The sequence below is a fragment of the Marinobacterium lacunae genome (genome assembly GCF_000705555.1).
Lineage (GTDB): Bacteria > Pseudomonadota > Gammaproteobacteria > Pseudomonadales > Balneatricaceae > Marinobacterium_D > Marinobacterium_D lacunae.
The window spans coordinates 322092-347267 of the sequence record NZ_JMQN01000013.1; the positions used below are offsets into that span (position 1 = coordinate 322092).

Genomic DNA, 25176 nt, shown 5'->3' on the forward strand with positions numbered 1-25176 from the left:
TAAGCCTTTATCCGACCGCCACCAATGCGGGCAGTTCCTGATCCATCTCCAACCGCTTGAGGGCACGCTTGAGTGCCTCAAAACAACGTCCATCAATGGCCGTACCGATCTCCCGCTCCATGATCTCAAGCGCCTTGGGCACCGGAATCGGCGCCCGGTAGGGCCTATCGGCGGTGATCGCATCAAATATATCGGCCGTCGTGATGATGCGTGTTTCAAGTGCAATCTCATCGGCGGACACCCCTCGGGGGTAGCCTTTGCCATCCAGACGTTCGTGGTGGGCCGCCGATACTCTGGCCAATTCCGAAAAGGCGCTGATGCGCGAGAGTATCTCTTCGGTAAAGCGCGCATGATCGCGCATCGCGACCCACTCCGCCTCATCCAGCTTGCCCGGCTTGTCGAGTATTGAATTGCTGACGCCGAGCTTGCCGATATCATGCAGCAGCGCCCCACGCTTTAACCAGCGCCTGCGCGCAGGCTCGATCTCCAAAGACTCGGCGATCAGGTCAGTGTACAGCCCCACCCGCTCACTGTGGCCTGCGGTGTACGGGCTTTTGGAGTCGACCACCTGACCGAACGCGGCGGCGATCTCATCCATATAATCGTCATCGAGCGCAATCTCGGCATCGGCCGGTTCCAGCGACAATACGCGGCTCGACAACGCATCGCTGGCCAGTACTGCCCAAAACGCGCGATCGTCTGCGAGGCGTGTCATCGCATCCACCAGCACCGGATCGAACCAGCTGCCGCTACGGGCCTGAACTTCACGAACCGCCGCGTCGACACCCCCTGCGAACTGGAACACATCGACAACCTGCGCCAGCAGCGCAATGCGTGCGTACAGCGGGATCGCCTCGCCCGCGAGGCCGTCGGGCTTGCCGCCACCGTTCCAGTGCTCATCGAGGGCGTGGATGCCCAGCGCGACAGGCTCGGGGAAGCGCAACTGGCGCGCGATGGCCGCACCGCGTTCGCACCGGGTCTGGATCAACTCGGTGGCCAGTTCCTCGCCGTTACGGATGATAGTGAGCAGGGTACGAAAGCGCTCGGCGACGCCTGCGCTGAGGCCGGTATGCCCCAGTACGAAGCGCACCACCTGCGACAGACTGCCGTCCACCTGTTTGAAATCATGCTTGAAACGCAGGTCGTCGGTGCGATACAGCTCGCAGATTCGTGCCGCGTTGCTGCTGCAGCCAAGATCTTTCAGCAGCAGCGTGTAATAGAGTTCCCAGCGCTGCCCGGCGTCCAACTCCAACTGATCGGCGATCCCCATTCCGATCCAGCAACAGCGCATGCAGTGTCCCGCCGGCTGGCCCTCGGTCATGTCCAGCGCATGACTCAATGCCGCTATCAGCTCGGCCAGCTTAAGCCCGCCGACGGTATCGAATCGCTGCATATGCCTCTCCTCAGATCCAGCTACCTGCCCCTACTACTTGTAGTCGCACAATGCCGTATCGGACCACTTTCCCGTTATCCTGCCTGAGGCGGTGACGTCAGGGAAGCGGTAACGGAGTTAGGCTGCACGCCTGCCAACAGGCGTTACGCTCCACTGCCGGTTCAGCCAGAGTGATAGCAGGATAACCGCCCCGCCTAACCCCAGTCTCAGCAGATCAGCGTCGCGATTCCACAGCACCAGGTTGACCACCAGCCCGGCCGGGATCAGTGCATTGTTCATGATCCCCAGCGTGCCGCCATCGACCAGTGTGGCGCCCTTGTTCCAGAGGTAGAAGCCAAGCCCCGATGCCGCCAGCCCGAGCCATGTCAGAACACCCCACTGCACCGGCGTCTGCGGCAGACGCTCCGGGTTACCCAGCAGCAGAAAGGCGGGCAGCACGACGGCAAGCGCACCGATATAGAAGAAGCCGAAGCTGCGATACAGAGGCCCCTCTACCGCGTAGCGCCGCACAAGATGCGCATACCCCACCTGCCCGGCGGCGAAGGCGGCGTTGGCCAGCTGAAGAATCATGAAGCCCAGCAAATAGTCATCCGAGATACCGTCGTAACGAATGATCCCCGCACCGACAACGGCCAGTGCCGTCGCGGCCAGAGGCCCGAGGCTGAAACGCCCTTTCAGCCCCTCATCAATCATCGCCACGTAGAGCGGCGTGGTAATTGTGAACAACAGCACCTCGGGCACCGTCAGATGTTCAAACGAGAGGTAGAGACACACATAGGTGATACCGAACTGCAGGGCTCCGGTGAGCATGATGCCGCCGACAAGGCCTGCGGCCATACCCCGCCAACGCAGCAATGGCAGGAACAGTGCACCGGCGATCACGATACGGGTCAGCACGGCGAAATAGCTGTCGACCCGACCGGCCAGATATTCACCGATCAGACTGAACGAGAACGCCCAAAGCAGCGTGACGAAAATCAGGTATCGCACCTTCTACTCCTTTATTCATGTCGCGCCCGCCGAACGCGACGACTCAATCCATAACGGGGGCGGTGACAATGAAAAAAGGCGGCCATCGGGCCGCCCTTTTACTGATGGATGCCGATCAGTTGACCTTGGCGTCCAACTTACCCGCTTCGTAGGCAACCGCCATATCTTCCAGCGAGATCGCCTTGATTTTGCTGGCATTCCCGGCGGTACCGAACGCTTCATAGCGGGCGATACAGATATCGCGCATCGCCGAGATGGTTTCCTTGAGGAATTTGCGTGGGTCGAATTCGGACGGGTTCTGCGCCATGAAACGGCGCACCGCACCGGTGGAGGCCAGGCGCAGGTCGGTATCGATGTTGACCTTGCGTACACCGTACTTGATGCCTTCAACGATCTGCTCGACCGGAACACCGTAGGTTTCCGGAATCTCGCCACCGAACTCGTTGATGATCGCCAGCCACTCCTGAGGTACGGAGGAGGAGCCGTGCATCACCAGATGGGTGTTGGGGATACGGGCATGGATCTCCTTGATCCGGCCGATCGCCAGAGTGTCACCGGTGGGTGGCTTGGTGAACTTGTAGGCACCGTGTGAAGTACCGCAGGCGATCGCCAGCGCATCCACATTGGTGGCCTTAACGAATTCGGCCGCTTCGTCCGGATCGGTCAGCATCTGGTCGTGGGACAGGACGCCCTCGGCGCCGATACCGTCCTCTTCACCGGCCATACCGGTTTCCAGAGAGCCCAGGCAACCCAGCTCACCCTCGACGGAGACACCGCAGGCATGCGCCATTTCGACGGTGCGACGGGTCACATCCACGTTGTACTCATAGCTGGTCGGCGTCTTGCCATCCGTGCCCAGCGAGCCGTCCATCATCACAGAGGAGAAACCCAGTGCGATGGAACGCTGGCAGACAGCCGGGCTGGTGCCGTGATCCTGATGCATACACACCGGGATGTGCGGAAACTCTTCGATCGCCGCCAGAATCATGTGCTTGAGGAAGTTAGAACCGGCGTATTTACGCGCGCCTGCAGAGGCCTGCACGATCACCGGCGAGTCGGTCTGAGCCGCCGCTTCCATGATGGCACGCATCTGTTCGAGGTTGTTGACGTTAAACGCCGGAATGCCATAGCCCTGTTCGGCAGCATGGTCCAGCAGCTGACGCATGGAGATCAGTGCCATATCGATTCACCCTTGGATTGTCTGTTTCCGTATAACTGTTTGCGAAAGCTCCGGTCAGGCCGGAGCTCGCTCGTTTTCTTACTGTGCTGCGCGCTGCTCCAGCATCGCAACCGCTGGCAGCGTCTTGCCCTCGACAAACTCGAGGAACGCACCGCCACCGGTGGAGATGTAGGAGACCTTGTCAGCGATGCCGTACTTGTCCACCGCTGCCAGCGTGTCACCGCCACCGGCAATGGAGAAACCTTCACTGTCGGCGATCGCCAGCGACAGGGTTTTGGTACCTTCGCCGAACTGGTCGAACTCGAACACGCCCACCGGGCCGTTCCAGATAATGGTACCAGCACCCTTGAGCAGGCTGGCCAGATTGGCCGCCGACTGCGGGCCGATATCGAGAATCATGTCATCCTCGGCCACATCATCCACCGACTTGATGGTCGCTTCTGCGGTTTCGGCAAACTCTTTCGCCACCACAACATCCACCGGCAGCGGAATGCTGACCTTGGCCATCAACGCCTTGGCGGTGTCGATCAGATCGTGCTCGCACAGCGACTTGCCCACCGGCTTGCCGGCCGCCGCCAGAAAGGTGTTGGCGATACCGCCACCGACGATCAGCTGATCACATGTCTCTGACAGCGCATTGAGGACCTCAAGTTTAGTCGAAACCTTGGAACCACCCACAATTGCCGCCATCGGCCGTGCCGGGTTGTCCAGCGCCTTGCCGAGGGCCTCCAGCTCATTGGCCAGCAGGGGACCGGCACAGGCCACCGTCGCGAATTTGCCGACACCGTGAGTAGAGGCCTGGGCGCGGTGCGCGGTACCAAAAGCGTCCATGACGTAGACATCGCACAGCGCGGCCATCTTTTTCGACAGCTCCTCGTTGTCCTTTTTCTCGCCCGGATTGAAGCGCACATTCTCAAGCAGGACCAGTTCGCCTTCGCTCAGCTCGAAACCGCCGTCGAGCCAATCCTTGACCAGCGGTACTTCGCGGCCAAGCAGCTTGCCGATATGCGCAGCAACGGGTGCGAGAGAGTACTTTTCTTCGTACTCGCCCTCGGTCGGACGGCCCAGGTGAGACATCACCATCACTTTAGCGCCCGCTTTCAGCGCCATCTCGATAGTCGGCAGCGAAGCGCGGATACGCGCGTCGGAGGTTACCTGACCATCCTTAACCGGAACGTTGAGATCTTCACGAATCAGCACGCGTTTGCCTGCCAGATCCAGATCGGTCATCTTCAGTACGCTCATCGCAGTTTCCCGTAAGTTTATTTAAATCGTTGTATAAGGTATCGGCCAAGCCATGTTCGCACGGCTCAGCGCAAAGTCAGCCAATGGTAGGCCACATCCAGCATCCGGTTGGCAAAGCCCCACTCGTTGTCGAACCAGCTCAATAGCTTCAGCATCTGACCGCCGGCCACCCGGGTCTGGGTGCCGTCCACCACACCCGAGCGGGGATCGCGGTTGAAGTCTACAGAAGCGTGCGGCTCCTCGGTATAACCCAGAAGTCCCACCAATGGACCGCTCTCAGCCGCCTCGCGCATGATCGCATTGACCTCTTGGGCATCGGTTTCGCGCCGGAGGTTCAACGACATGTCCATCAACGAGACGTTGATCGTCGGCACGCGCACGTGCAGGCAGCGAAAACGCCCGGCCAGTTGCGGCAGCAAGCGATCAATACCGCGATCGAGGCCGGTATCCACCGGAATAATCGACTGCAGTGCGCTGCGCGTCAGCCGCAGGTCGGTCCGATGGTAGCTGTCGATCACCGGTTGATCGTTCATCGCCGAGTGGATTGTCGTGGTTAGCCCCTGCTCGATGCCGAAATGGCGATCCAGCAGATCCAGTATCGGGATCACGCAGTTAGTGGTGCAGGATGCTGCCGACACGATGCGATCAGACGCTTTCAGACTTTGCTGATTGACGCCGAAGACGATGGTCGCATCCACATCGGGCTGCGCCGGTTGAGAGAACAACAACCGCTTGGCACCGGCCTGTAGATGCTGCTCGGCGATCGCCCGGCTGCTGAACGAACCCGAGCACTCGATCACCAGATCCACATCAAGCTCCGCCCAAGGCAGTTGACGCGGATCCTCTTGGTTCAGCACGCGTATGCGGTCACCGGCAACCAACAGGTGCTCGCCATCATTGTCCACCGGCAACGGAAAGCGACCGTGCGTGGTGTCATAACGGGTCAGGTAGGTCAGCGTGTCGATATCGGACAGTTCGTTCAGCGCTACAACCTGCAGCTTGTGCTGCAGACCCCGCTCATAGATCGCACGCAGTACGCTCTGACCTATACGCCCGTAGCCATTGATCGCAACCCGATATGCCATGCCGTATGTACCGAACCCGAATGAATAAAGGATGGAGCAGAAACGGGGCGGCCAGCGCCACCCCGTTGCATCAGACAGCCACGTCGGCTTAGATCAGCGCTTTTGCCTTGCCAACCACTTTGTCGACGGTGAAGCCGAAGTGCTTGAACAGCTCACCGGCAGGCGCCGATTCACCGAAGCTGCGCATGCCGATGATGGCACCATCAAGACCCACGTACTTGTACCAGAAGTCGGCATGGGCCGCTTCAATGGCGATACGGGCCTTCACGCTCGGCGGCAATACGCTGTCACGGTAGCTCTTGTCCTGGGCATCGAAACGCTCGGTACAGGGCATGGAGACAACACGCACACGACGCTGTTCGGCGCGCAGCGCCTCGGCAGACTCAACTGCCAGCGCCACTTCAGAACCGGTCGCGATCAGGATCACTTCCGGTTCGCCTTCGCAATCGCTGAGGATATAGCCGCCACGCAGTACGTCATCGAGCTGGGTTTCGGTGCGCGGCTGGGCCGGCAGGTTCTGGCGGGAGAAGATCAGCGCACTGGGACCGTCGGTGCGCATCACGGCCGCCTTCCAGGCGATGGCGGATTCAACCGCATCGCAGGGACGCCAGGTATTCATGTTCGGAGTCTGACGCAGGTTGGCGATCTGCTCGATCGGCTGATGTGTCGGACCGTCTTCACCCAGGCCAATGGAGTCGTGGGTGTAGACGAAAATCACGCGCTGCTTCATCAGTGCGGCCATGCGCACCGCGTTACGGGCGTACTCCATGAAGACCAGGAAGGTCGCGCCGTAGGGGATAAAACCGCCGTGCAGCGCGATACCGTTCATGATCGCGCTCATACCGAATTCACGTACGCCGTAGTAGAGGTAGTTGCCATTGGCATCTTCGCGGCTGACGCCCTTGGCACCGGACCATAGGGTCAGGTTGGAGCCGGCCAGGTCGGCAGAACCGCCGAGGAACTCAGGCAGCATCGGACCAAAGGCATTCAGTGAGTTCTGGGACGCTTTACGGGAGGCGATATTTTCGCCCTTCTCGGCCACTTCCTTGATCCAGGCATCGGCCTTCTCGACAAAGTCGGCAGGCAGATCGCCGGACAGACGACGCAGCAGCTCGTCCGCCAATTCAGGATAGGCAGCACGGTACGCGGCCAGACGCTCGTTCCACTCGTTTTCGGCATGGGAGCCGGCTTCAGTGGCATTCCACTCGGCGTAGATCTCCTCAGGAACCTCAAACGCCGGGTAGTTCCAGTTCAGCTCCTTGCGTGCCAGTGCAATCTCGTCATCACCCAGCGGGGCGCCGTGACAATCCTCTTTGCCCTGCTTGTTGGGTGAACCGAAGCCGATGATGGTCTTGCAGCAGATCAGGGTCGGCTGCTCGTGGTTGCCGCGCGCCTGCTCAATCGCCGCACGGATCTGGTCGGCATCGTGGCCGTCTACGCCACGGATCACATTCCAGCCATAAGACTCGAAGCGGGCCGGGGTGTCATCGGTGAACCAGCCTTCGACCTCACCGTCAATGGAGATGCCGTTGTCGTCCCAGAACGCAATCAGTTTGCCAAGACCCAGTGTACCGGCCAGTGCGCACGCTTCATGGGAGATACCTTCCATCATGCAGCCATCGCCCATAAAGGCGTAGGTGTAGTGATCGACGATATCGTGGCCGTCACGGTTGAACTGCGCTGCCAGCACCTTCTCGGCGATCGCCATGCCCACGGCGTTGGTGATGCCCTGACCCAGCGGGCCGGTAGTGGTTTCCACACCCGGCGCGTAGCCGTGCTCCGGATGACCCGCCGTCTTGGAGTGCAGCTGACGGAAGTTCTTCAGATCGTCGATGCTGAGGTCATAGCCGGTCAGGTGCAACAGGGAGTAGATCAGCATGGAGCCGTGGCCGTTGGACAGAACAAAGCGGTCGCGATCGAACCAGTGCGGATTACTCGGGTTGTGCTTGAGGAAATCGTTCCACAGCACTTCGGCGATATCCGCCATCCCCATCGGGGCACCGGGGTGACCGGATTTGGCTTTCTGTACGGCGTCCATGCTCAACGCGCGGATCGCGTTGGCAAGTTCTCGACGAGAGGACATTTACTCTACTCCTGGGCCTGGCCCAATCTGCGGGTGAGAAGATCAAAAGTGAAAGGCGCAATTTTCGCGCAGAAAACACTCAGCTTCAAATCGAATTGTCCCGATTTGAGCCAAATTCATGCCTACACCGCAAAATTTTCAGCCGGATTGCGTTATCCGATTATGCTTTCCGCTTCCAAGGCCGCTAAAATGGCCGATTCGAATGACGCATACGGCGCAACACGCGCGCCGTAAACACACACGTTTTAAGGGTCCTGTGTACAGATGAGCGAATACAGCCTGTTCACCTCCGAGTCCGTTTCCGAAGGACATCCGGACAAAATCGCCGACCAGATCTCCGATGCCGTACTCGATGCCATCATCGCCGAGGACATGCACGCCCGCGTGGCCTGCGAAACCATGGTCAAGACCGGCGTTGCCATCGTCTCCGGCGAGATTTCAACCTCCGCCTGGGTCGATCTGGAAGCCCTCGTACGTGGCGTGATCTGCGATATCGGCTATACATCATCCGACGTGGGCTACGACGGCGAAACCTGCGGCGTCATCAATATCATTGGCAAGCAGTCGGTGGATATCGCGCAGGGCGTCGACCGCAGCAAGCCGGAAGACCAGGGCGCGGGCGATCAGGGTCTGATGTTCGGTTATGCATCCAACGAAACCGACGTACTGATGCCGGCCCCGATCACTTTCTCTCACCGTCTGGTCGAGCGTCAGGCCGAAGCGCGCAAGTCGGGTCTGCTGCCCTGGCTGCGCCCGGACGCCAAATCTCAGGTCACCTGCCGCTATGAAAACGGCAAGCCGGTGGCGATCGACGCCGTTGTGCTGTCCACCCAGCATAACCCGGAAGTCTCCCAGGCCGATCTGCAGGAAGCCGTGCAGGAGCTGATCATCAAGCACGTGCTGCCGCCTGAACTGCTGCACAAGGGCACCCGATACCATATCAACCCAACCGGCAAATTCGTCATCGGCGGGCCGGTGGGCGACTGCGGTCTGACCGGTCGCAAGATCATCGTCGATACCTACGGCGGCATGGCACGCCACGGTGGCGGCGCGTTCTCCGGCAAGGACCCGTCCAAGGTTGACCGTTCAGCTGCCTATGCCGGTCGCTACGTGGCCAAAAACATTGTCGCAGCAGGTCTTGCCGACCGTTGCGAGATTCAGGTTTCCTACGCCATTGGCGTTGCCGAGCCGACCTCCGTCTCGATCAACACCTTCGGTACAGGCAAGATCAGCGACGAGCGGATCATCCAACTGGCGCGCGAGCACTTCGACCTGCGCCCCTATGCGATCACCCGTATGCTCGACCTGCTGCATCCGATGTACAAGCAGACCGCTGCATACGGTCACTTTGGTCGCCAACCCTTTGAAATGACTGTCGGAGACGACACTTTCACCGCTTTCCCCTGGGAAAAAACGGACCGTGCCGATCTCCTGCGTCAGGAGGCTGGCCTCTAAGCCCGCTTCAGTCTAGACTGCTACGAACCCGGCCAAAGCGCCGGGTTTTTTATCCCGCCGCCAGCGGATGCGGGGCGCATAACAAGAATGGATCGAGGGGCTGATCAGCCAGCCTCTTTTCAGGTCGCCAAACCGACCTGCAGGAGTCAATTTACCGCCGATGCGTAACGACAGATCAATGCTATCTCTGAGCCACTTCAGCATCCGGCGCAAGCTGTTGTTGCTGGTTTCTCTGTCATTGTTCAGCATTCTGATCTCCACTGCGCTTGCCGCCCTTCTGCACCGAAACGACCTCATCGACGCACGCAAAAACGAGATTCGCAGCATCGTTGAACTGGCAGCAGGCCCCGTCGCCGAACTTCACTCTCTTTACACCGACAGCCGGCTTAGCCGCGACGAGCTGATTCTTCAGGTGCGCAAGCAACTGGATATCTCCCGGTACCGTCAGGGCAACTATCTGTTTTTGATCGACACCGCCTTCGGCACCATGATCAGCAATGCCGGTCGCCCCGAACTCGAAGGGCAGGATATCAAGACGTTAAAGGATAGCCAGGGCGTCGGCCTGCTCTCCGATCTGCTGACGCAGCTCGACAACCGCAACGGCACGTTCTGGCGCTATCACTGGGCTGAAAGTGATGGGATGGGCCACCTGGGGCTGGAGAGCAGCAAGATCAGCTACGTCATGCGCGTCCCCGGCAGTGACTGGGTGCTGGGGTCAGGTGTACATGTTCAGGATATCGACCAGCAACTGATAGAGCGCTTGCTGACGCTGGCAATCGTCATGCTGACGCTACTGCTGCTGACGCTGGCCGTAGCGCTGATTATCGCCCACAACATCAGCAGCCCGATCACTCAACTGTGTCAGGCCGCCCGCCGATTGGGCGAAGGGCAGCTCGAAGGCGAGGTGCGCGGCATCGAACGGCGCGACGAACTGGGCACGCTGGCGCGTGCCATTGCGCTGCTGCAGAGCCAAGCTCAGGACAACCTCCGACTGCGCAAGCTTAGCGATCATGCCCGCTTCCTTGAGGAGTTCGACCCTGTTACCCGACTCTATAACCGTCAGGCGCTGGGTGAAGCGCTCGAGCGCGAAATTAGCCGGCAACAGCGTCATGACTGCAGACTCGCCGTGCTGGTGATTCGTCTGGTGCTGCTGCGCGAAATCACCACCCGTTGGGGGAGGGAATGCAGCAACCGGGTGTTGAATCTGATCGTCGAACGCCTGCGCGAGCATCTGCGGGTCGATGACGTACTGGCCCGCCACGGAGAAGACACCCTGACACTGGTACGCCCCGAAGCGGGAGACGATGACAAGGTTCGCGCGTTGCTGCGCGAGCTGCTCGAGACCATTGCCCTGCCGGTATCGATCGATGGCCAGCCCTTCTCCCTGCACGGGCGCATCGGTGTCAGCCTGTATCCAGGCGATGGCGATCAGGAGTTCCAGCTGATCGGACGCGCAGAGGAAGCCCTACGCGGTGCCCGACGTGAAGAGCGCGACTGGGTATGGTTCAATTCGCTGACCACCACCGCGGTCGATCAGCGACTGACCCTCTGGCAGGACATTCAAGTCGCTCTGGAGGAAAACCAATTCTTCCTCGCCTTCCAGCCGATCTACAACCTGAGCAGCAACCAGCCGGTCTCGGCCGAGGTTTTATTGCGCTGGCGCCACCCCCAACAGGGGTTGATCTCCCCAGCCGTATTCATTCCGTTTGCAGAGCAGACAGGGTTGGTCAAGCGCATCGACCTGTGGGTACTCAATGCCGTCGCCCGTCAATTACGACAGTGGTCGAAACAGGGTTTGAGCATGCCTCGACTGGCCCTCAACCTCTCCGGCATCAGCTTTCTGCGGCCCGATTTCGAGCTGATGCTGAACAACGCTTTCTCCGAAGACTTTGCACTGCTCAAGCATCTCGAATTCGAGCTGACAGAGGGTGTGCTGATCGAAGATATGGAGCGGATTCAGGACAGAATCGACTCGATCCGCCAGCTCGGCGTCCAGATCGCAATTGACGACTTCGGCACCGGCTACTCCTCGCTGAGCCGGATCCGTAATCTGGCTATCGATCACATCAAGATCGACCGCAGCTTCATCGACGATATCGAGTCAAGCCCACAAAGCTGCAAGATCATCGAGGCGATTCTGCACCTGGCTCACGGGCTGCGACTGAAGGTGGTCGCCGAGGGCGTGGAAACTGAGGCGCAGCTGCATGAACTGCGGCAGATGGGCTGCGATCTCGTGCAGGGTTACCTGCTCAGTCGACCGCTGGAGAGAGCCGACTACGAAGCGCTTTTGAACGAGGATCTGGAGATCGACGCCGACATCCTCTGACAAGCTCCGCTGATGCTCAGGCCTGTGGCATAATCCCCCTATTTGACGATACACATTAGCCTATGCGAATCCCCCGCGTTTACCATCCGGGCGCGCTGACCAGCGGTACCCGGATAGAACTGGACGAAAACGCCTTCAATCACTGCGTCAAAGTGCTGCGCCTTGGTGAAGGGGCATCGTTGGTTCTGTTCAACGGCGATGGCCACGAGTTTCCGGCAATGCTGTGCGATGTTTCCAAGAAAAAGGCGATGGTCGAGATCGGTGAGGCGTGCTCTCCACAACGGGAGTCGCCGCTGCGCCTGCTCGTCGGGCAGTCGATCTCCCGCGGCGAGAGAATGGATTATGCAATCCAGAAAGCTACCGAACTGGGGGTGGAACGCATCTACCCCCTGTTTACCGAGCGCTGCGAAGTCCGCCTGAATCAGGAGCGTCAGGAGAAGCGCCAGCGCCACTGGCAACAGATCGCCATCAGCGCCTGCGAGCAGAGCTTCAGATGCCGCGTCCCTGAGATCGAGGAGCCCAGCACATTGACCGATTGGCTCTCCGGTATCGACGCGGAACTTAAACTGGTACTGCATCATCACACGGCAGAGCCCTTGGGTAGCCTGCCCCGCCCCTCGTCGGTGGCACTGCTGATCGGCCCCGAAGGCGGCCTGACAGAAGATGAAGTCGAGCAGGCGATGGTGGCTGGCTTCAGACCCGTCGCGTTTGGGCCCCGTGTGATGCGCACCGAAACCGCCCCGGTTGCCGCCGCTGCCGTATTACAGTATCTCTGGGGCGACTTGGGCTAACACAGAAACAGGATGAACAGATGACGATCAAAGTCGGTATCGTGATGGACCCGATCGAGTCCATTACCTTCAAGAAGGACACCTCGCTGGCACTGCTCTGGGCGGCTCAGCGCAAGGGTTGGGAACTGCACTACATGGAGCAGCGCCATCTGTTCATGCGGGATGGCACCGTACAGGCCCAAATGGCGCCGTTGAGCGTATCGATGGACCCGAACGACTGGTTCGAGCGCGGCGAATACCAGACCCGCCCGTTGGCCGACCTCGATGTCGTGCTGATGCGCAAAGACCCACCCTTCAACAACGAGTTCATCTATACCACTCACTTGTTGGCGCTGGCTGAACGCGATGGCGTACTGATCGTAAACCGTACCCAGGCGCTGCGCGATTTCAACGAGAAACTGTTCGCCACCCATTTCCCGCAGTGCTGCCCGCCAGTGCTGGTGACCAAGGATGCGCAGCTGCTGCGCGACTTCCACGCCGAGCATAAGGATGTGATCTTCAAGCCGCTTGACGGCATGGGCGGCGCGTCCATCTTCCGCATCACCGAAGACGGCGTAAACCTGGGTGTCATTATCGAAACCCTGACTGCTCACGGCAGCCAGACGATCATGGCGCAGAAGTACATCCCGGAGATCGTCGACGGCGACAAGCGCATTCTGATGATCAACGGCGAGCCTGTACCCTACGCACTGGCCCGCGTGCCGCTGGCGGGCGAAACCCGCGGCAATCTGGCAGCAGGCGGACGCGGTGAAGGCCGCCCATTAACGGACCGGGACCGCTGGATTGCCGAGCAGGTCGGCCCGACCCTGCGTGAAAAGGGACTGCTGTTTGTGGGGCTTGATGTCATCGGCGACTACCTCACCGAGATCAACGTCACCAGCCCGACCTGCTTGCGCGAGCTTGACGCCCAGTTCGGACTGGATATCGGTATGCAGTTGATGGATGTGATCGAGCAGACGCTCGCCGAGTCCTGACAGCACGATGAAGAAGCGGGATATTCCGGAGATGATCGACTGGCGCTCACACAGTCTGGAGCGCTTCGGTTTCCTGCTGTTCATGGCGGCGACCCTGCACGGTTTGCTCCTGCTGGCCCTGAGCTTCGAGTTTCCGGACCCGCCGCCGCCCCAGCAGACACTGGATATTACACTGGCACAGTTCCATCAGGACAAGGCGCCTGACAAAGCGGATTTCATCGCCCAGAGCAATCAGCAGGGCAGCGGAACAAGCGATGAAAAGCGCGTGCCCACTACAACCGAAGAGGCGCCGTTCACCAGCAACGAGCCCAAGCCTCAATCGGCTCAGGCGGCCCCACTGCCACCCACACCCGCACCCCAACCGGTCGAAGCGACGCCACCGACACCCGAGCCTCCGGCGCCGGAGCCGGCCGCCGTCAAGCGTTCCGGCGGACAACAGGTGGTCACTACAACGCAGAAGGTAAAACCCGAGGCGTCCGCCGATACTCAGCAGAAGGCCGCCGCCAAACCACAGCCCAAGACCGGCAGCTCCACCTCTCTGATGGCGCGCAGTCTGGAGATCGCCAACCTGCAGGCACAGCTCGACATGGAGCGCCAGGCCTATTCCAAACGCCCCAGGGTAAGACGCCTCAGTGCGGCGTCGACCCTTTCCCATGAAGACGCCATCTACCTCGACAACTGGCGTCGGCGTATCGAAAAGGTGGGTAACCTCAACTATCCGGAAAAAGCACGTCGTGAACGTATCTACGGCGTCCTGCGCCTGCTGGTGGCGATCAAGCCCGACGGCAGCGTCGAAAACGTAGAGATACTGGAATCCTCAGGCCACGCGATACTGGATGATGCCGCGATCCGCATCGTTCAGCTGGCCGCGCCGTTCCAACCTTTCCCGGTCGAGATGAGAAAACGTACAGATCGATTGGAGGTAATACGTACCTGGAAATTTGAGAAACAGGCCCGTGTGTACTAATTGTTAAGTGTGAAAACAAACAGCTTAGACACACCCCCAAGCCAGGGACAGTATATGGCGCTCACACACGGCTTGCGCAATCAGTTTCTGCTATCGATGCCCCACCTCGAAGATCCCAACTTCGCGCAGACCCTTACCTACATCTGTGACCACAGCGAATACGGTGCTATGGGTCTGATCATCAATCGCAGCGCTGGCATGCCGATTCAGGAGCTGCTCAGTCATCTCGACCTCAAGGTGGACGTTCCGCTGCGATGTCAGCAACCGGTCTATACCGGCGGCCCTGTCCACGAGGATCGCGGCTTTGTCCTGCACGGAACCGAGCCGGCCACAGGCGGCTGGTTATGCAGCCATGAAATCACCCCCGATATCAGCCTGACTACCTCCCTTGATATTCTCGAAGCGATCGCCCGCGGTGAGGGACCTGCCGACTATCTGGTCGCGCTCGGTTACGCCGGATGGGGCCCAGGTCAACTCGAAGCCGAATTCAGTGAAAACCTCTGGTTAAGCTGTCCGTCCAATTTCGATATAATGTTCCGGATGCCGCCCGAGGATCGACTCCAGGCTGCCGCATCCGTACTCGGAATCAACCTAAGTCTACTGACGGCACATGCCGGACATGCCTGAGCGCACACAATTACATGAGCAGTGACAACCAGCAGGTGATGGGGTTCGACTTCGGCACCACCCGTATCGGCGTGGCGATCGGACAGTCTCTCACCGGTACCGCTGCGCCCCTCGATCCGCTACGTGCGCAGGAGGGCAAACCCGATTGGGACAGACTCGATGCGCTGATTCAGGAATGGCAGCCCGATGCACTGGTGGTCGGTCTGCCACTGAACATGGATGGCAGCATCAGCGAAATGGCGCGACGCTCCCGCAAGTTCGCTAACCGCATACAGGATCGTTACCAACGCCCCTGCTTTCTGATCGATGAGCGCCTCACCACCGCCGAAGCCAAACGCATCCATCTCGACGCAGGCGGTGGCACCAACTTCAAACAGGAATCGGTCGACGGCATTGCAGCACGCCTGCTGCTGGAGGACTGGTTCGCCAGCGATACCCGCATACCAAGTCATACCCGACTGGAGGATCTCTATGCTATCGGGAACCCTTAGCGTTGACGCGCTACTGGAGCGAATCTGCAGTGAAACCCGGGCGCAGATCGCCCAGCGCAATATCGACAATCCGCTGATGATCGGCATCCGTACGGGAGGCGCCTGGATCGCCGAGCATCTGCACCGGGAGCTGGGTCTGGAAACGCCGCTTGGCGTGCTGGATATCTCCTTCTACCGGGACGACTTCACACAGGTTGGCCTCAACCCCAAGGTGCAGCCATCGCAGCTGCCCTGCGCGGTCGAAGGCCGTCACATCCTGCTGGTGGACGACGTCGTGATGACCGGCCGTACCATCCGTGCCGCGATGAACGAGCTGTTTGACTACGGCCGGCCCGCCTCGGTCATGCTGATCACCCTGCTTGATCTGCAACGCCGTGAACTGCCGATTCAGGCCGATGTAGTCGGCGGTACCTTGGCTCTGGGCGCCGACCAGTCGATCAAGCTGAACGGCCCCGAACCGCTGACCCTGACAATCCGCCAACGCGACTGACGCCGAGAGCGAGAAACCGACATGTCCGATCCTATGAATACCTGTCCGATTCAACTGACCGCTACCGGTCAGTTGCGCCACTTCCTGACCACGGAAGGGCTGCCACGCGATCTGCTGACCGAGATTCTCGATACCGCCGACTCCTTCGTCGACATGAGCGAGCAGCAGGTCAAGAAGGTACCGCTGCTGCGCGGCAAGACGGTGGTCAACCTGTTCTTCGAGGCCAGCACCCGCACCCTGTCCACCTTCGAACTGGCGGCCAAGCGCCTCTCTGCTGACGTGCTGAACCTGAACATCAGCACCTCGTCGACCAAGAAAGGCGAGACGCTGAAAGACACCCTGATGACCCTGCGCGCCATGCACTCGGACATGTTTGTCGTACGTCACTCCGATTCCGGTGCCGCACACTTCATCGCCAGTCAGGTTACCCCCGATGTGGCGGTCATCAATGCCGGTGACGGGCGTCACGCTCACCCGACTCAGGCGATGCTGGACATGCTGACCATTCGCCGCCACAAGGGCGATTTCGAACCGCTCAAGGTCGCCATCGTCGGCGATATCCTGCACTCCCGCGTAGCCCGTTCACAGATTCATGCCCTGCGCACGCTCGGTGCGGCGGAGATTCGTGTTATCGCACCACTGACGCTTCTGCCACGCAATATCGAGTCGCTCGGTGTGAGAGTCTTCACCGATATGGCTCAGGGGCTGCGTGATGTGGACGTGGTGATGATGCTGCGGCTGCAGAAAGAGCGTATGGACAGCGCCCTGCTACCCAGCGAATCCGAGTTTTACAAACTGTACGGTCTGACCACCGACAAGCTCGCTTTCGCCCACCCTGAGGCGATCGTCATGCATCCGGGCCCGATCAACCGCGGCGTGGAGATCGAATCCGCGGTGGCCGACGGCCCGCGTTCTGTCATCCTGGATCAGGTCACCAACGGCATCGCCGTGCGTATGGCGGTCATGTCGATGGCGATGAGCGGCCAGCTGGCCGACAAGAATGCCAAGCCCGACGCCGACAACCTCAACGCATAAGGATCGAGAAGACAATGAACATTCTGATTCAGGGTGGCCGGGTAATCGATCCGGCCCAGCAGCTGGACCAGGTCTGCGACCTGTACATCAGCGGCGAGCAGATCCTGGCGATCGGTGAGCAACCGGAGGGTTTTGAAGTCGACGAGACCATCGACGCCACCGGCAAGGTGGTCTGCCCAGGCTTTATCGATCTCTGCGCCCATGTCCGCGAGCCGGGCTATACCCAGAAGGGCAGCATCGCCAAGGAGAGCGCCGCGGCCGCCGCCGGCGGTATCACGACGCTAATCACCCCACCGACCACCAAACCTGTAGTGGATACACCCGCCGTCGCCGAGCTGATACAGGACCGCGCGGCAGAGCAGGGTCTGGCACGTGTGCTGCCCATGGGCGCGCTGACCCGTGGCCTTGAGGGTGAGCAGCTGGCTCCGATGCACGCACTGGCCGGCTCCGGTTGTATCGCATTCACCAACGCCCGCCTGCCAATGGCCAGCACACTGGTCCTGCTCAGGGCACTGGAATACGCCGCCACCCACGACCTGCTGGTCATTTTTCAGGCACAGGATGCCTCTCTCGGCCTGCACGGTTGTATGCATGAGGGTGCCACCAGCACCCGACTGGGCCTCAACGGTATCCCGGAAGCGGCGGAAACGATCGAGGTCTCGCGCTGCCTGATGCTGGTGGAGCAGACCGGTGTGCGTGCTCACTTCGGCCAGCTATCCTGCGAGCGTTCGGTGCGTCTGATTGAAGCTGCCAAAGAGCGTGGACTGCGTGTCAGTGCCGATGTCTCAATCCAGAACCTGCTGCTCACCGACGAACAGGTCAACGGCTTCGATGCCGACTATCACCTGATGCCGCCACTGCGCGGGCAGCTCGATCGCGCCGGATTACGTCAGGGACTGGTCACCGATACGCTTCAGGCGATCTGCTCGGACCACCAGCCGCATGAGGCCATCGCCAAGCAGGCCCCGTTCGCAGCGACCGAGCCGGGCATGAGCAATCTGGAAACCCTGCTGCCGCTGTGTCTGCAACTGGTCGACGAACAGCTTCTGGCGTTGCCGCAGCTGATCGAGAAGCTGACACTGGGCCCGGCCCGCATTCTGGGTCTGGACGACGGCACGCTTGAGATCGGCACCCAGGCGGATATCTGCATATTCGATCCGCAGGAGCAGTGGACTCTGGAGCCCGAGCAGATGCGCTCCGGTGGTCACAACACGCCGTTTGCCGGCCGCACCTTCAAGGGACGGGTACACACCACCCTGCTGGGCGGACAGATCGTCTACCGCACCTGATTCACAGCAAATAAAAAAGGCCGCTGATCCCAGCGGCCTTTTTTATTTGCACAACACCCGCGCGCTTACATCCCTTTCACATCCATGTTGCCCTGGATGTTGAGATCGTCCTCGGTATCCTGGAGCGTGAATGACGGCATGTCGTCGGTCTCCAGATCCGGGTTGGTATCGGAGTTGAGCTTGATCATCAGACGCAGGTCGTTCGCCGAGTCCGCATGGCCCAGCGCCGTTTCGTAGGTGATGATGCCATCTCGATACAGGGTATAGAGCGCCTGGTCGAAAGTCTGCATCCCCAGGTTGGTGGATTTTTTCACCACCTCCTTGATCTCGTGTACCTCGGCCTTGCGAATCAGGTCCTGAATCAGCGGTGTATTGATCAACACCTCGATGGCGGCACGACGCCCCTTGCCGTCAACGGTCGGCAGCAACTGCTGGGCGATGATCGCTTTCAGGTTCAGCGACATGTCCATCCAGATCTGGCTGTGATGCTCAGGACCAAAGAAGGAGATGATACGGTCCAACGCCTGGTTGGCGTTGTTGGCGTGCAGTGTGGCCAGACACAGGTGACCGGTCTCGGCAAACTGCAGCGCAAACTTCATCGTGTCGGCCGAACGTATCTCACCCATCAGAATCACGTCCGGTGCCTGACGCAGGGTGTTTTTCAGCGCTATCTCGAAGGATTCGGTATCGATCCCCACTTCACGCTGGGTGATGATGCTCTTCTTGTGCGAGTGGATATACTCGATCGGGTCCTCGATGGTGATGATGTGCCCCGCATGATGGTTGTTACGGTAATCGATCATCGACGCCAGAGAGGTGGACTTACCGGTCGAGGTACCACCGACGAACAGGATCAGGCCGCGCTTGGTCATCGCCAGATCCTTGAGCACCGGCGGCAGGTTCAGCTCTTCAAGCGAGGGGATATAATCGTTGATCGAACGCAGCACCATACCCGGCGAGTTGCGCTGCATGAACGCACTGACACGGAAACGTCCGATGCCCGGCGCGCTGATCGCGAAGTTACACTCGCTGGTGCCCTCGAATTCGGCCAGCTGCTTGTCGTTCATGGTGCTGTAGACCAACGCTCTGGCCTGAGAGGGCTTGAGCGTTTCCCGTGTCAGCGGCTTGATGGTTCCGTCCACTTTGATAGAAGGTGCGGCACCGGCGGTGACGAACAGGTCCGATGCGCCGCGCTCATGCATCACCTTCAACAGTTGCGTGAAATCCACTCTTTATCTCTCCTTCAGCACATCAGAACGAGCTGGGGTTCTTCGCTTTCTCGCGCGCGGTATCGCGCGAAATGAGGCCCTTATTGACCAGCTCGAGCAACGCCTGATCCATCGTTTTCATTCCGTAGGCGGCCCCGGTCTGAATTGCAGAGTACATCTGCGCCACCTTGTCTTCACGGATAAGATTTCGGATCGCGGGCGTACCGATCATGATCTCGTGGGCCGCCACACGCCCCCCTTTGGGCTTCTTAAGCAGGGTCTGGGAAATAACGCCCTGCAGCGATTCCGACAGCATGGAGCGGACCATATCCTTCTCCGCTGCCGGGAACACGTCGATTATACGGTCTATCGTCTTCGCCGCCGAGGTCGTATGCAGGGTACCGAACACCAGGTGACCGGTTTCCGCCGCGGTCAGCGCCAAACGTATTGTCTCCAGGTCTCGCATCTCACCGACCAGGATGATATCCGGGTCCTCACGCAGCGCCGAGCGCAGAGCGTTGGCGAAGCTGTGGGTATCGCGGTGCACCTCTCGCTGGTTGACCAGACACTTCTTGCTCTCGTGGACGAATTCGATCGGATCCTCGATGGTCAGGATGTGATCGGACCGTGTATCGTTGACGTAATCCATCATCGCGGCCAGAGTGGTACTCTTACCGGAACCGGTAGGGCCGGTCACCAGTACCAGACCGCGGGGCTGATCGGACAGGTCTCGGAATACCTTGCCCATGCCCAGATCGTCCAGCGTCAGCACCTTGCTGGGTACGGTACGGAACACCGCCGCCGCGCCGCGATGCTGGTTGAAGGCGTTGACACGGAAACGTGACAGCTTGGGCACTTCGAAGGAGAAGTCGGTTTCGTAGTTCTCCTCGTACTCCTTGCGCTGCTTGTCATTCATAATATCGTAGACAAGCGTATGCACCTGCTTGTGCTCAAGTGCAGGCAACTTGATACGGCGGACATCGCCATCGACACGGATCAGAGGCGGCATGCCAGCGGTCAAATGAAGGTCGGAAGCGCCCTGCTGTACGGCAAAGGCGAGAAGTTCGGTAATATCCATAATCCAGGGCCCGGGACTTGTAACGTTCAAACTCCTGTTCTAGCAGAACCGCCCGGACATTCCAATGACATTAGTTAAAAGCCGGTAATGAAAGCAAGTATAGAAGAGAACATCGCCCAGGTTACGGAGCAGATCGCAGACGCTTGCCGACACGCAGGTCGCCCGGTCGCAAGCGTCAGCCTGCTGGCGGTCAGCAAGACCCGTCCGGCGGAGGATATTCGCGCCGCCCACGCCTGTGGTCTGAACCGTTTCGGCGAGAACTACCTGCAAGAAGCGCTGGACAAAATCGACGCGCTATCGGATTTGGATCTGGAGTGGCACTTCATCGGCCCGATCCAGTCCAACAAGACGCGCCCCATTGCCGAACATTTTCACTGGGTACACAGCGTCGACCGGCTCAAGATCGGTCAGCGTCTGTCGGACCAGCGCCCGGAAGCGATGCCGCCTCTGAACATCTGCCTGCAGGTCAACATCTCCCGTGAACAGAGCAAATCGGGGTGTCTGCCCGAGGAAGCACCTGAACTGGCAAAGGCGTTGAGCCAGTTGCCGGGTATCCGCCTGCGCGGATTGATGGCGATTCCAAAAGCAACCGACGATGAACAGGAACAACGCCGCGCCTTTGCCGACCTGCGCCAACTGCTGGAACAACTGGCAGCCGATGTGCCGGGTCTGGACACCCTGTCGATGGGCATGTCCGGCGACCTTGTCCCCGCCGTAGCCGAAGGCGCGACAATCGTGCGTATCGGCACGGCCCTCTTCGGCGCCCGAATCCCCAAGAATGTCTAGCAACAGGAAATATTTGTGACTTCTACGCCTAACTCCTCACCCAACATCGCATTTATCGGCGTCGGCAACATGGCCCGCGCCATTATCGGGGGCCTGCTGGCCACCGGCTATCCGGCCGATCACCTGTGGGTCACCGCACGCAACCCGGACAAGCTGTCCGATCTGGCCGAGCGCGGGCTTCACGCCACCGCCGATAACGATAACGCCATACTCAACGCCGATATCGTGGTCCTCGCGGTCAAGCCCCAGGGCATGCAGGCGCTGGGCGAGGCGCATCGTGACAGCGTGCAGCAGAAACGTCCGCTGCTGATCTCGGTTGCCGCCGGCATCACCGCCGAGGCGCTGGAGCGCTGGTTCGGCGGTGATCTGGCGGTGGTACGCTGCATGCCCAATACACCCTCGCTGGTGCAGACAGGCGCTGCCGGACTCTACGCCAACAGCAAGGTGACCCCGACACAGAAAGAGCAGACAGAAGCTATTCTGGCAGCTGTCGGCATTGCGCTGTGGGTCGAACAGGAAGCGCAGGTCGACACCGTAACCGCCATTTCGGGCTCTGGTCCTGCCTACTACTTCCTAATGATGGAAGCGATGGCCAAGGCCGGCGAACAGCTGGGTCTCGATGCTGACACAGCCCTGAAGCTAACGCTGCAAACAGCACTCGGCGCGGCCAAAATGGCCAGCCAGAGCAACCTCTCGCCCGCACAGCTCAGGGCTCAGGTGACCTCGCCGAAAGGCACCACCGAGCAGGCGATTCTGAGCTTCCAGGCACAGGGTTACGAGGCGATGGTGCTCAAGGCGATGCAAGCCTGCCGCGACCGCGCCGAAGGGTTGAGCGAAGAGCTCTGCCAGAACTGACGTCAACACCCACAGGAAGGGCGCCCAAGGTTCAACCCTTAGGGTAAAGCCTCTATACTGAGCGCCCTAACTACCGAGTGACCGCAACAGGACTTTACATGGCACAGGATCCGATCATTCTGATTATCCACACCGTCGGCCAGATATATGCCTTCATTCTTATCCTGCGTTTTCTGTTGCAGGTGGCTGGTGCGGATTACTACAACCCGATTTCTCAGGCCGTGGTCCGCGCCACGTCTGTGCCGCTCAAGCCTTTGCAGAAACTGCTGCCGCGGGCGGGGCGCATCGATCTATCGCCGCTGTTGCTGGCGTATGGAGTCTACATCCTTGTGCTCCTTGCGATCATGTTGGTGCGCAGCGTAGACCCCAACATACCGGCGATTCTGCTATTCTCGGCGGCAACACTGCTGGACTCTATCCTGCTGATCTACTTCTGGGCGGTCATCGGCGCAGTCATCATTAGCTGGATTGCACCTGACAGCTACCACCCTGCGCCACAGTTGCTGTTGCAGATCACCGAGCCGCTGTTCCGGCTCTCGCGCAAGGTGATTCCGTCGCTGGGCGGGCTGGATCTTTCTCCGATCCTGATCTTCCTGATCATCCAGATCGTGCGGTCGCAGCTGGCACCGTTCACCTTCTGAACCGTGACACAGAGCCGCTTTTACCGTTGGGACGAGGGTGCGCTGATCCTCAGCTGCCACCTTCAGCCCAAGGCGTCTAAAGACGAGATTTCGGGTCTGCACGCGGACAGTGTTAAGATTCGCATCACCGCACCGCCGATAGAGGGGCGCGCCAACGCGCACCTGATCAAGTATCTGGCGAAGCTGTTCGGCGTGCCGAAAAGCGATGTCACCATCATCAGCGGTGAGCTGGGCCGCGCCAAGCGAGTCAGAATTGAAAACCCTTCGCGGCTGCCCGATACGCTGCCGATAGAGAGAGACTAAGGTGTACGCAAGCAAGTTCCTGATCCACTGTCGAGGGCTCTATTACGAGATGTGACGCTCATCTCTACACGGACCCGTTCGCCCCTGACAACCTGATCGAGAGCCTATCCATGCCCAGCGTCATTCCCGCCGATTCGGTCGGCCTGGTTACTCCACAGACTATCCATTTCGATACACCTCTGGCACTGGCCTGTGGCCGTGTGCTGGAGCACTACGACCTCGTCATCGAAACCTATGGCACCCTGAACGCCGATGCCTCCAACGCGGTGCTGATCTGCCACGCCCTGTCCGGCCATCACCACGCCGCCGGCTATCACAGCATGGATGATCGCAAACCCGGATGGTGGGACTCGGCCATTGGACCGGGCAAGGCGATCGACACCAACCGTTTCTATGTGGTCGCACTGAACAACTTAGGCGGTTGCCACGGCTCTACAGGGCCTACCAGCATCAACCCGGACACCCATAAGCCCTATGGCCCCGATTTCCCCATCGTCACTGTCAAGGACTGGGTCAACTCTCAGGTCCGGCTCGCCGATCATCTGGGCATACAGCGGTGGGCTGCAATCGTCGGCGGAAGTCTCGGCGGCATGCAGGCGCTGCAGTGGTCGATCGACTACCCCGAGCGGGTAGCTCACAGTCTGGTAATCGCCTCGGCGCCAAAACTGTCGGCGCAGAACATCGCCTTCAATGAGGTCGCGCGTCAGGCGATCTCCAAGGATCCGCAATTCCATCAGGGGCACTACTACGAGCAGGAGGTCGTGCCCAAGACGGGACTGGCACTGGCACGCATGGTCGGACACATCACCTATCTGTCGGATGACGGCATGCGTGAGAAGTTTGGCCGCGAGATGCGCGCGGGCAAACTGAGCTTCGATTTCAACCCGCAGTTTGAAGTGGAGTCCTATCTGCAGTATCAGGGCGAGCGTTTTTCCACCGCGTTCGACGCCAACACCTACCTACTGATGACCAAGGCGCTGGATTACTTCGACCCTGCCGCCGACTATGACGACGATCTGGTCAAGGCACTCAGCCACGCCAGCTGCCGCTTTCTGGTCGTCGCATTTACCACCGACTGGCGGTTCTCGCCCGAGCGCTCACGGGAGATCGTCGATGCGTTGGTGGCGGCCGGCAAACAGGTCAGCTATGCCGAGGTGGAATCGGCCCATGGCCACGATGCCTTCCTGATTCCGAGCCCCCGTTACATGGAGCTCTTCGGTGCATACATGGAGCGGGTTGCACGCGATGTCGGTATCGGGAAAGCCCAGCAGGAACAGAAGGAGACGGCCAATGCGCGCTGATCTGGAGATCATTCAGGAATGGATCAAGCCCAACACCCGTGTCCTCGATCTGGGCTGCGGTGACGGCGAGCTACTGGCTCATCTCGCCGAGGAAAAGGGTGTTCAGGGTTATGGACTGGAGATCGACCACGATAACATCACCGCCTGCATCGAAAAAGGCGTCAATGTGGTCGAGCAGGATATCGACAACGGTCTGGCGTCCATCCGCAACAACAGCTTCGACTCGGTGGTGATGACTCAGGCGCTTCAGACCATGCACCGGCCGGATCAGATCGTCGACGAGATGCTGCGCATCGGCAAGGAGTGTATTGTCACCTTCCCGAACTTTGCACATTGGCGCGCCCGTTTCTATCTTGCTTTCAGGGGCAGAATGCCGGTATCCAAGTTCCTGCCCTATACTTGGTACAACACGCCGAACATCCACTTCTGCACCTTCGATGATTTCGAGAAGCTATGCGTGGAGCGCAACATCCAAATCCTCGACCGAACAGTAGTGGATCACACGTTGCGTGACCGCTGGTGGATCAGACTCTGGCCCAACATGCTCGGCGAGATCGCGATCTACCGCATCACGCGCTGATAA

24 protein-coding genes are annotated in these 25176 nt (G+C 59.8%); 16 read left to right on the forward strand and 8 right to left on the reverse strand.

Going from position 1 to position 25176, the window contains the following annotated elements; all coding sequences use genetic code 11:
* Nucleotides 1-7: 7 nt before the first annotated feature.
* From ADIMK_RS04335 to tkt, 6 genes are all read right to left on the reverse strand, one after another.
* A complete protein-coding gene (locus tag ADIMK_RS04335; RefSeq protein ID WP_036184014.1) occupies nt 8-1393 on the reverse strand; it encodes an HD-GYP domain-containing protein in 1386 nt (461 codons plus the stop codon).
* A 117-nt stretch (nt 1394-1510) separates the two neighbouring features.
* Nucleotides 1511-2383, reverse strand: a complete 873-nt coding sequence (locus ADIMK_RS04340) for an EamA family transporter (RefSeq protein WP_036184016.1) — start codon at nt 2381-2383, stop codon at nt 1511-1513.
* 115 nt (nt 2384-2498) lie between these two features.
* Nucleotides 2499-3563, reverse strand: a complete 1065-nt coding sequence (fba, locus tag ADIMK_RS04345) for a class II fructose-bisphosphate aldolase (protein ID WP_036184018.1) — start codon at nt 3561-3563, stop codon at nt 2499-2501.
* A gap of 78 nt (nt 3564-3641) precedes the next feature.
* The gene (locus ADIMK_RS04350; RefSeq protein WP_036184020.1) at nt 3642-4808 is read right to left on the reverse strand and encodes a phosphoglycerate kinase; all 1167 of its coding nucleotides are present in this window, start codon (nt 4806-4808) and stop codon (nt 3642-3644) included.
* Nucleotides 4809-4873: 65 nt separating this feature from the next.
* Nucleotides 4874-5893 (reverse strand): type I glyceraldehyde-3-phosphate dehydrogenase, encoded by a 1020-nt coding sequence (locus ADIMK_RS04355; RefSeq protein ID WP_036184022.1) that lies wholly within the window; start codon nt 5891-5893, stop codon nt 4874-4876.
* 88 nt (nt 5894-5981) lie between these two features.
* Nucleotides 5982-7976 carry a transketolase gene (gene tkt, locus ADIMK_RS04360; RefSeq protein ID WP_036184024.1) on the reverse strand — a complete coding sequence of 665 codons (1995 nt, stop codon included), beginning with the start codon at nt 7974-7976 and terminating at the stop codon, nt 5982-5984.
* Nucleotides 7977-8240: 264 nt separating this feature from the next.
* On the opposite strand from tkt, the gene metK reads away from it, so the two are divergent.
* The 10 genes from metK to ADIMK_RS04410 all read left to right on the forward strand — a co-directional run bounded on the left by metK (nt 8241) and on the right by ADIMK_RS04410 (nt 18421).
* On the forward strand, nt 8241-9431 hold the full coding sequence (metK, locus tag ADIMK_RS04365; RefSeq protein WP_036184025.1) for a methionine adenosyltransferase: 1191 nt from the start codon (nt 8241-8243) through the stop codon (nt 9429-9431).
* 160 nt (nt 9432-9591) lie between these two features.
* Nucleotides 9592-11757 (forward strand): EAL domain-containing protein, encoded by a 2166-nt coding sequence (locus ADIMK_RS21225; protein ID WP_081849655.1) that lies wholly within the window; start codon nt 9592-9594, stop codon nt 11755-11757.
* A gap of 62 nt (nt 11758-11819) precedes the next feature.
* Nucleotides 11820-12548: a 16S rRNA (uracil(1498)-N(3))-methyltransferase gene (locus ADIMK_RS04375; RefSeq protein ID WP_036184027.1), complete on the forward strand. Its 729-nt coding sequence runs from the start codon at nt 11820-11822 to the stop codon at nt 12546-12548.
* Nucleotides 12549-12568: 20 nt separating this feature from the next.
* Nucleotides 12569-13522 (forward strand): glutathione synthase, encoded by a 954-nt coding sequence (gshB, locus tag ADIMK_RS04380; RefSeq protein WP_036184029.1) that lies wholly within the window; start codon nt 12569-12571, stop codon nt 13520-13522.
* A gap of 7 nt (nt 13523-13529) precedes the next feature.
* Complete coding sequence (locus tag ADIMK_RS04385; RefSeq protein WP_051692452.1) at nt 13530-14489, forward strand: energy transducer TonB; 960 nt, start codon at nt 13530-13532, stop codon at nt 14487-14489.
* 54 nt (nt 14490-14543) lie between these two features.
* Nucleotides 14544-15116 carry a YqgE/AlgH family protein gene (locus tag ADIMK_RS04390; RefSeq protein ID WP_036184033.1) on the forward strand — a complete coding sequence of 191 codons (573 nt, stop codon included), beginning with the start codon at nt 14544-14546 and terminating at the stop codon, nt 15114-15116.
* Nucleotides 15117-15130: 14 nt separating this feature from the next.
* A complete protein-coding gene (gene ruvX, locus ADIMK_RS04395) occupies nt 15131-15607 on the forward strand; it encodes a Holliday junction resolvase RuvX (RefSeq protein WP_036184035.1) in 477 nt (158 codons plus the stop codon).
* A complete protein-coding gene (gene pyrR / locus ADIMK_RS04400) occupies nt 15588-16097 on the forward strand; it encodes a bifunctional pyr operon transcriptional regulator/uracil phosphoribosyltransferase PyrR (protein WP_036184037.1) in 510 nt (169 codons plus the stop codon). The genes ruvX and pyrR overlap by 20 nt, the downstream gene beginning before the upstream one ends.
* 21 nt (nt 16098-16118) lie before the next feature.
* Complete coding sequence (locus ADIMK_RS04405; protein ID WP_036184039.1) at nt 16119-17132, forward strand: aspartate carbamoyltransferase catalytic subunit; 1014 nt, start codon at nt 16119-16121, stop codon at nt 17130-17132.
* 14 nt (nt 17133-17146) lie between these two features.
* Complete coding sequence (locus tag ADIMK_RS04410; RefSeq protein ID WP_036184041.1) at nt 17147-18421, forward strand: dihydroorotase; 1275 nt, start codon at nt 17147-17149, stop codon at nt 18419-18421.
* Between the two features lie 65 nt (nt 18422-18486).
* On the opposite strand, the gene ADIMK_RS04415 is transcribed toward ADIMK_RS04410, so the two are convergent.
* Nucleotides 18487-19650, reverse strand: a complete 1164-nt coding sequence (locus ADIMK_RS04415) for a PilT/PilU family type 4a pilus ATPase (RefSeq protein WP_036184044.1) — start codon at nt 19648-19650, stop codon at nt 18487-18489.
* A 22-nt stretch (nt 19651-19672) separates the two neighbouring features.
* Nucleotides 19673-20707, reverse strand: coding sequence for a type IV pilus twitching motility protein PilT (locus ADIMK_RS04420; RefSeq protein WP_036184047.1), 1035 nt, complete (start codon nt 20705-20707; stop codon nt 19673-19675).
* 87 nt (nt 20708-20794) lie between these two features.
* On the opposite strand from ADIMK_RS04420, the gene ADIMK_RS04425 reads away from it, so the two are divergent.
* The 6 genes from ADIMK_RS04425 to metW all read left to right on the forward strand — a co-directional run bounded on the left by ADIMK_RS04425 (nt 20795) and on the right by metW (nt 25173).
* Nucleotides 20795-21493 carry a YggS family pyridoxal phosphate-dependent enzyme gene (locus tag ADIMK_RS04425; RefSeq protein ID WP_036184050.1) on the forward strand — a complete coding sequence of 233 codons (699 nt, stop codon included), beginning with the start codon at nt 20795-20797 and terminating at the stop codon, nt 21491-21493.
* 15 nt (nt 21494-21508) lie between these two features.
* A complete protein-coding gene (proC, locus tag ADIMK_RS04430; protein ID WP_036184054.1) occupies nt 21509-22348 on the forward strand; it encodes a pyrroline-5-carboxylate reductase in 840 nt (279 codons plus the stop codon).
* A 98-nt stretch (nt 22349-22446) separates the two neighbouring features.
* Nucleotides 22447-22989 (forward strand): YggT family protein, encoded by a 543-nt coding sequence (locus ADIMK_RS04435; protein WP_036184057.1) that lies wholly within the window; start codon nt 22447-22449, stop codon nt 22987-22989.
* 3 nt (nt 22990-22992) lie between these two features.
* Entirely contained in the window at nt 22993-23292 is a 300-nt protein-coding gene (locus ADIMK_RS04440; protein ID WP_036184059.1) for a DUF167 family protein, read from the forward strand.
* 110 nt (nt 23293-23402) lie between these two features.
* Complete coding sequence (metX, locus tag ADIMK_RS04445; RefSeq protein WP_051692454.1) at nt 23403-24593, forward strand: homoserine O-succinyltransferase MetX; 1191 nt, start codon at nt 23403-23405, stop codon at nt 24591-24593.
* Nucleotides 24583-25173 carry a methionine biosynthesis protein MetW gene (gene metW, locus ADIMK_RS04450; RefSeq protein WP_036184061.1) on the forward strand — a complete coding sequence of 197 codons (591 nt, stop codon included), beginning with the start codon at nt 24583-24585 and terminating at the stop codon, nt 25171-25173. The genes metX and metW overlap by 11 nt, the downstream gene beginning before the upstream one ends.
* Nucleotides 25174-25176 lie beyond the last annotated feature (3 nt).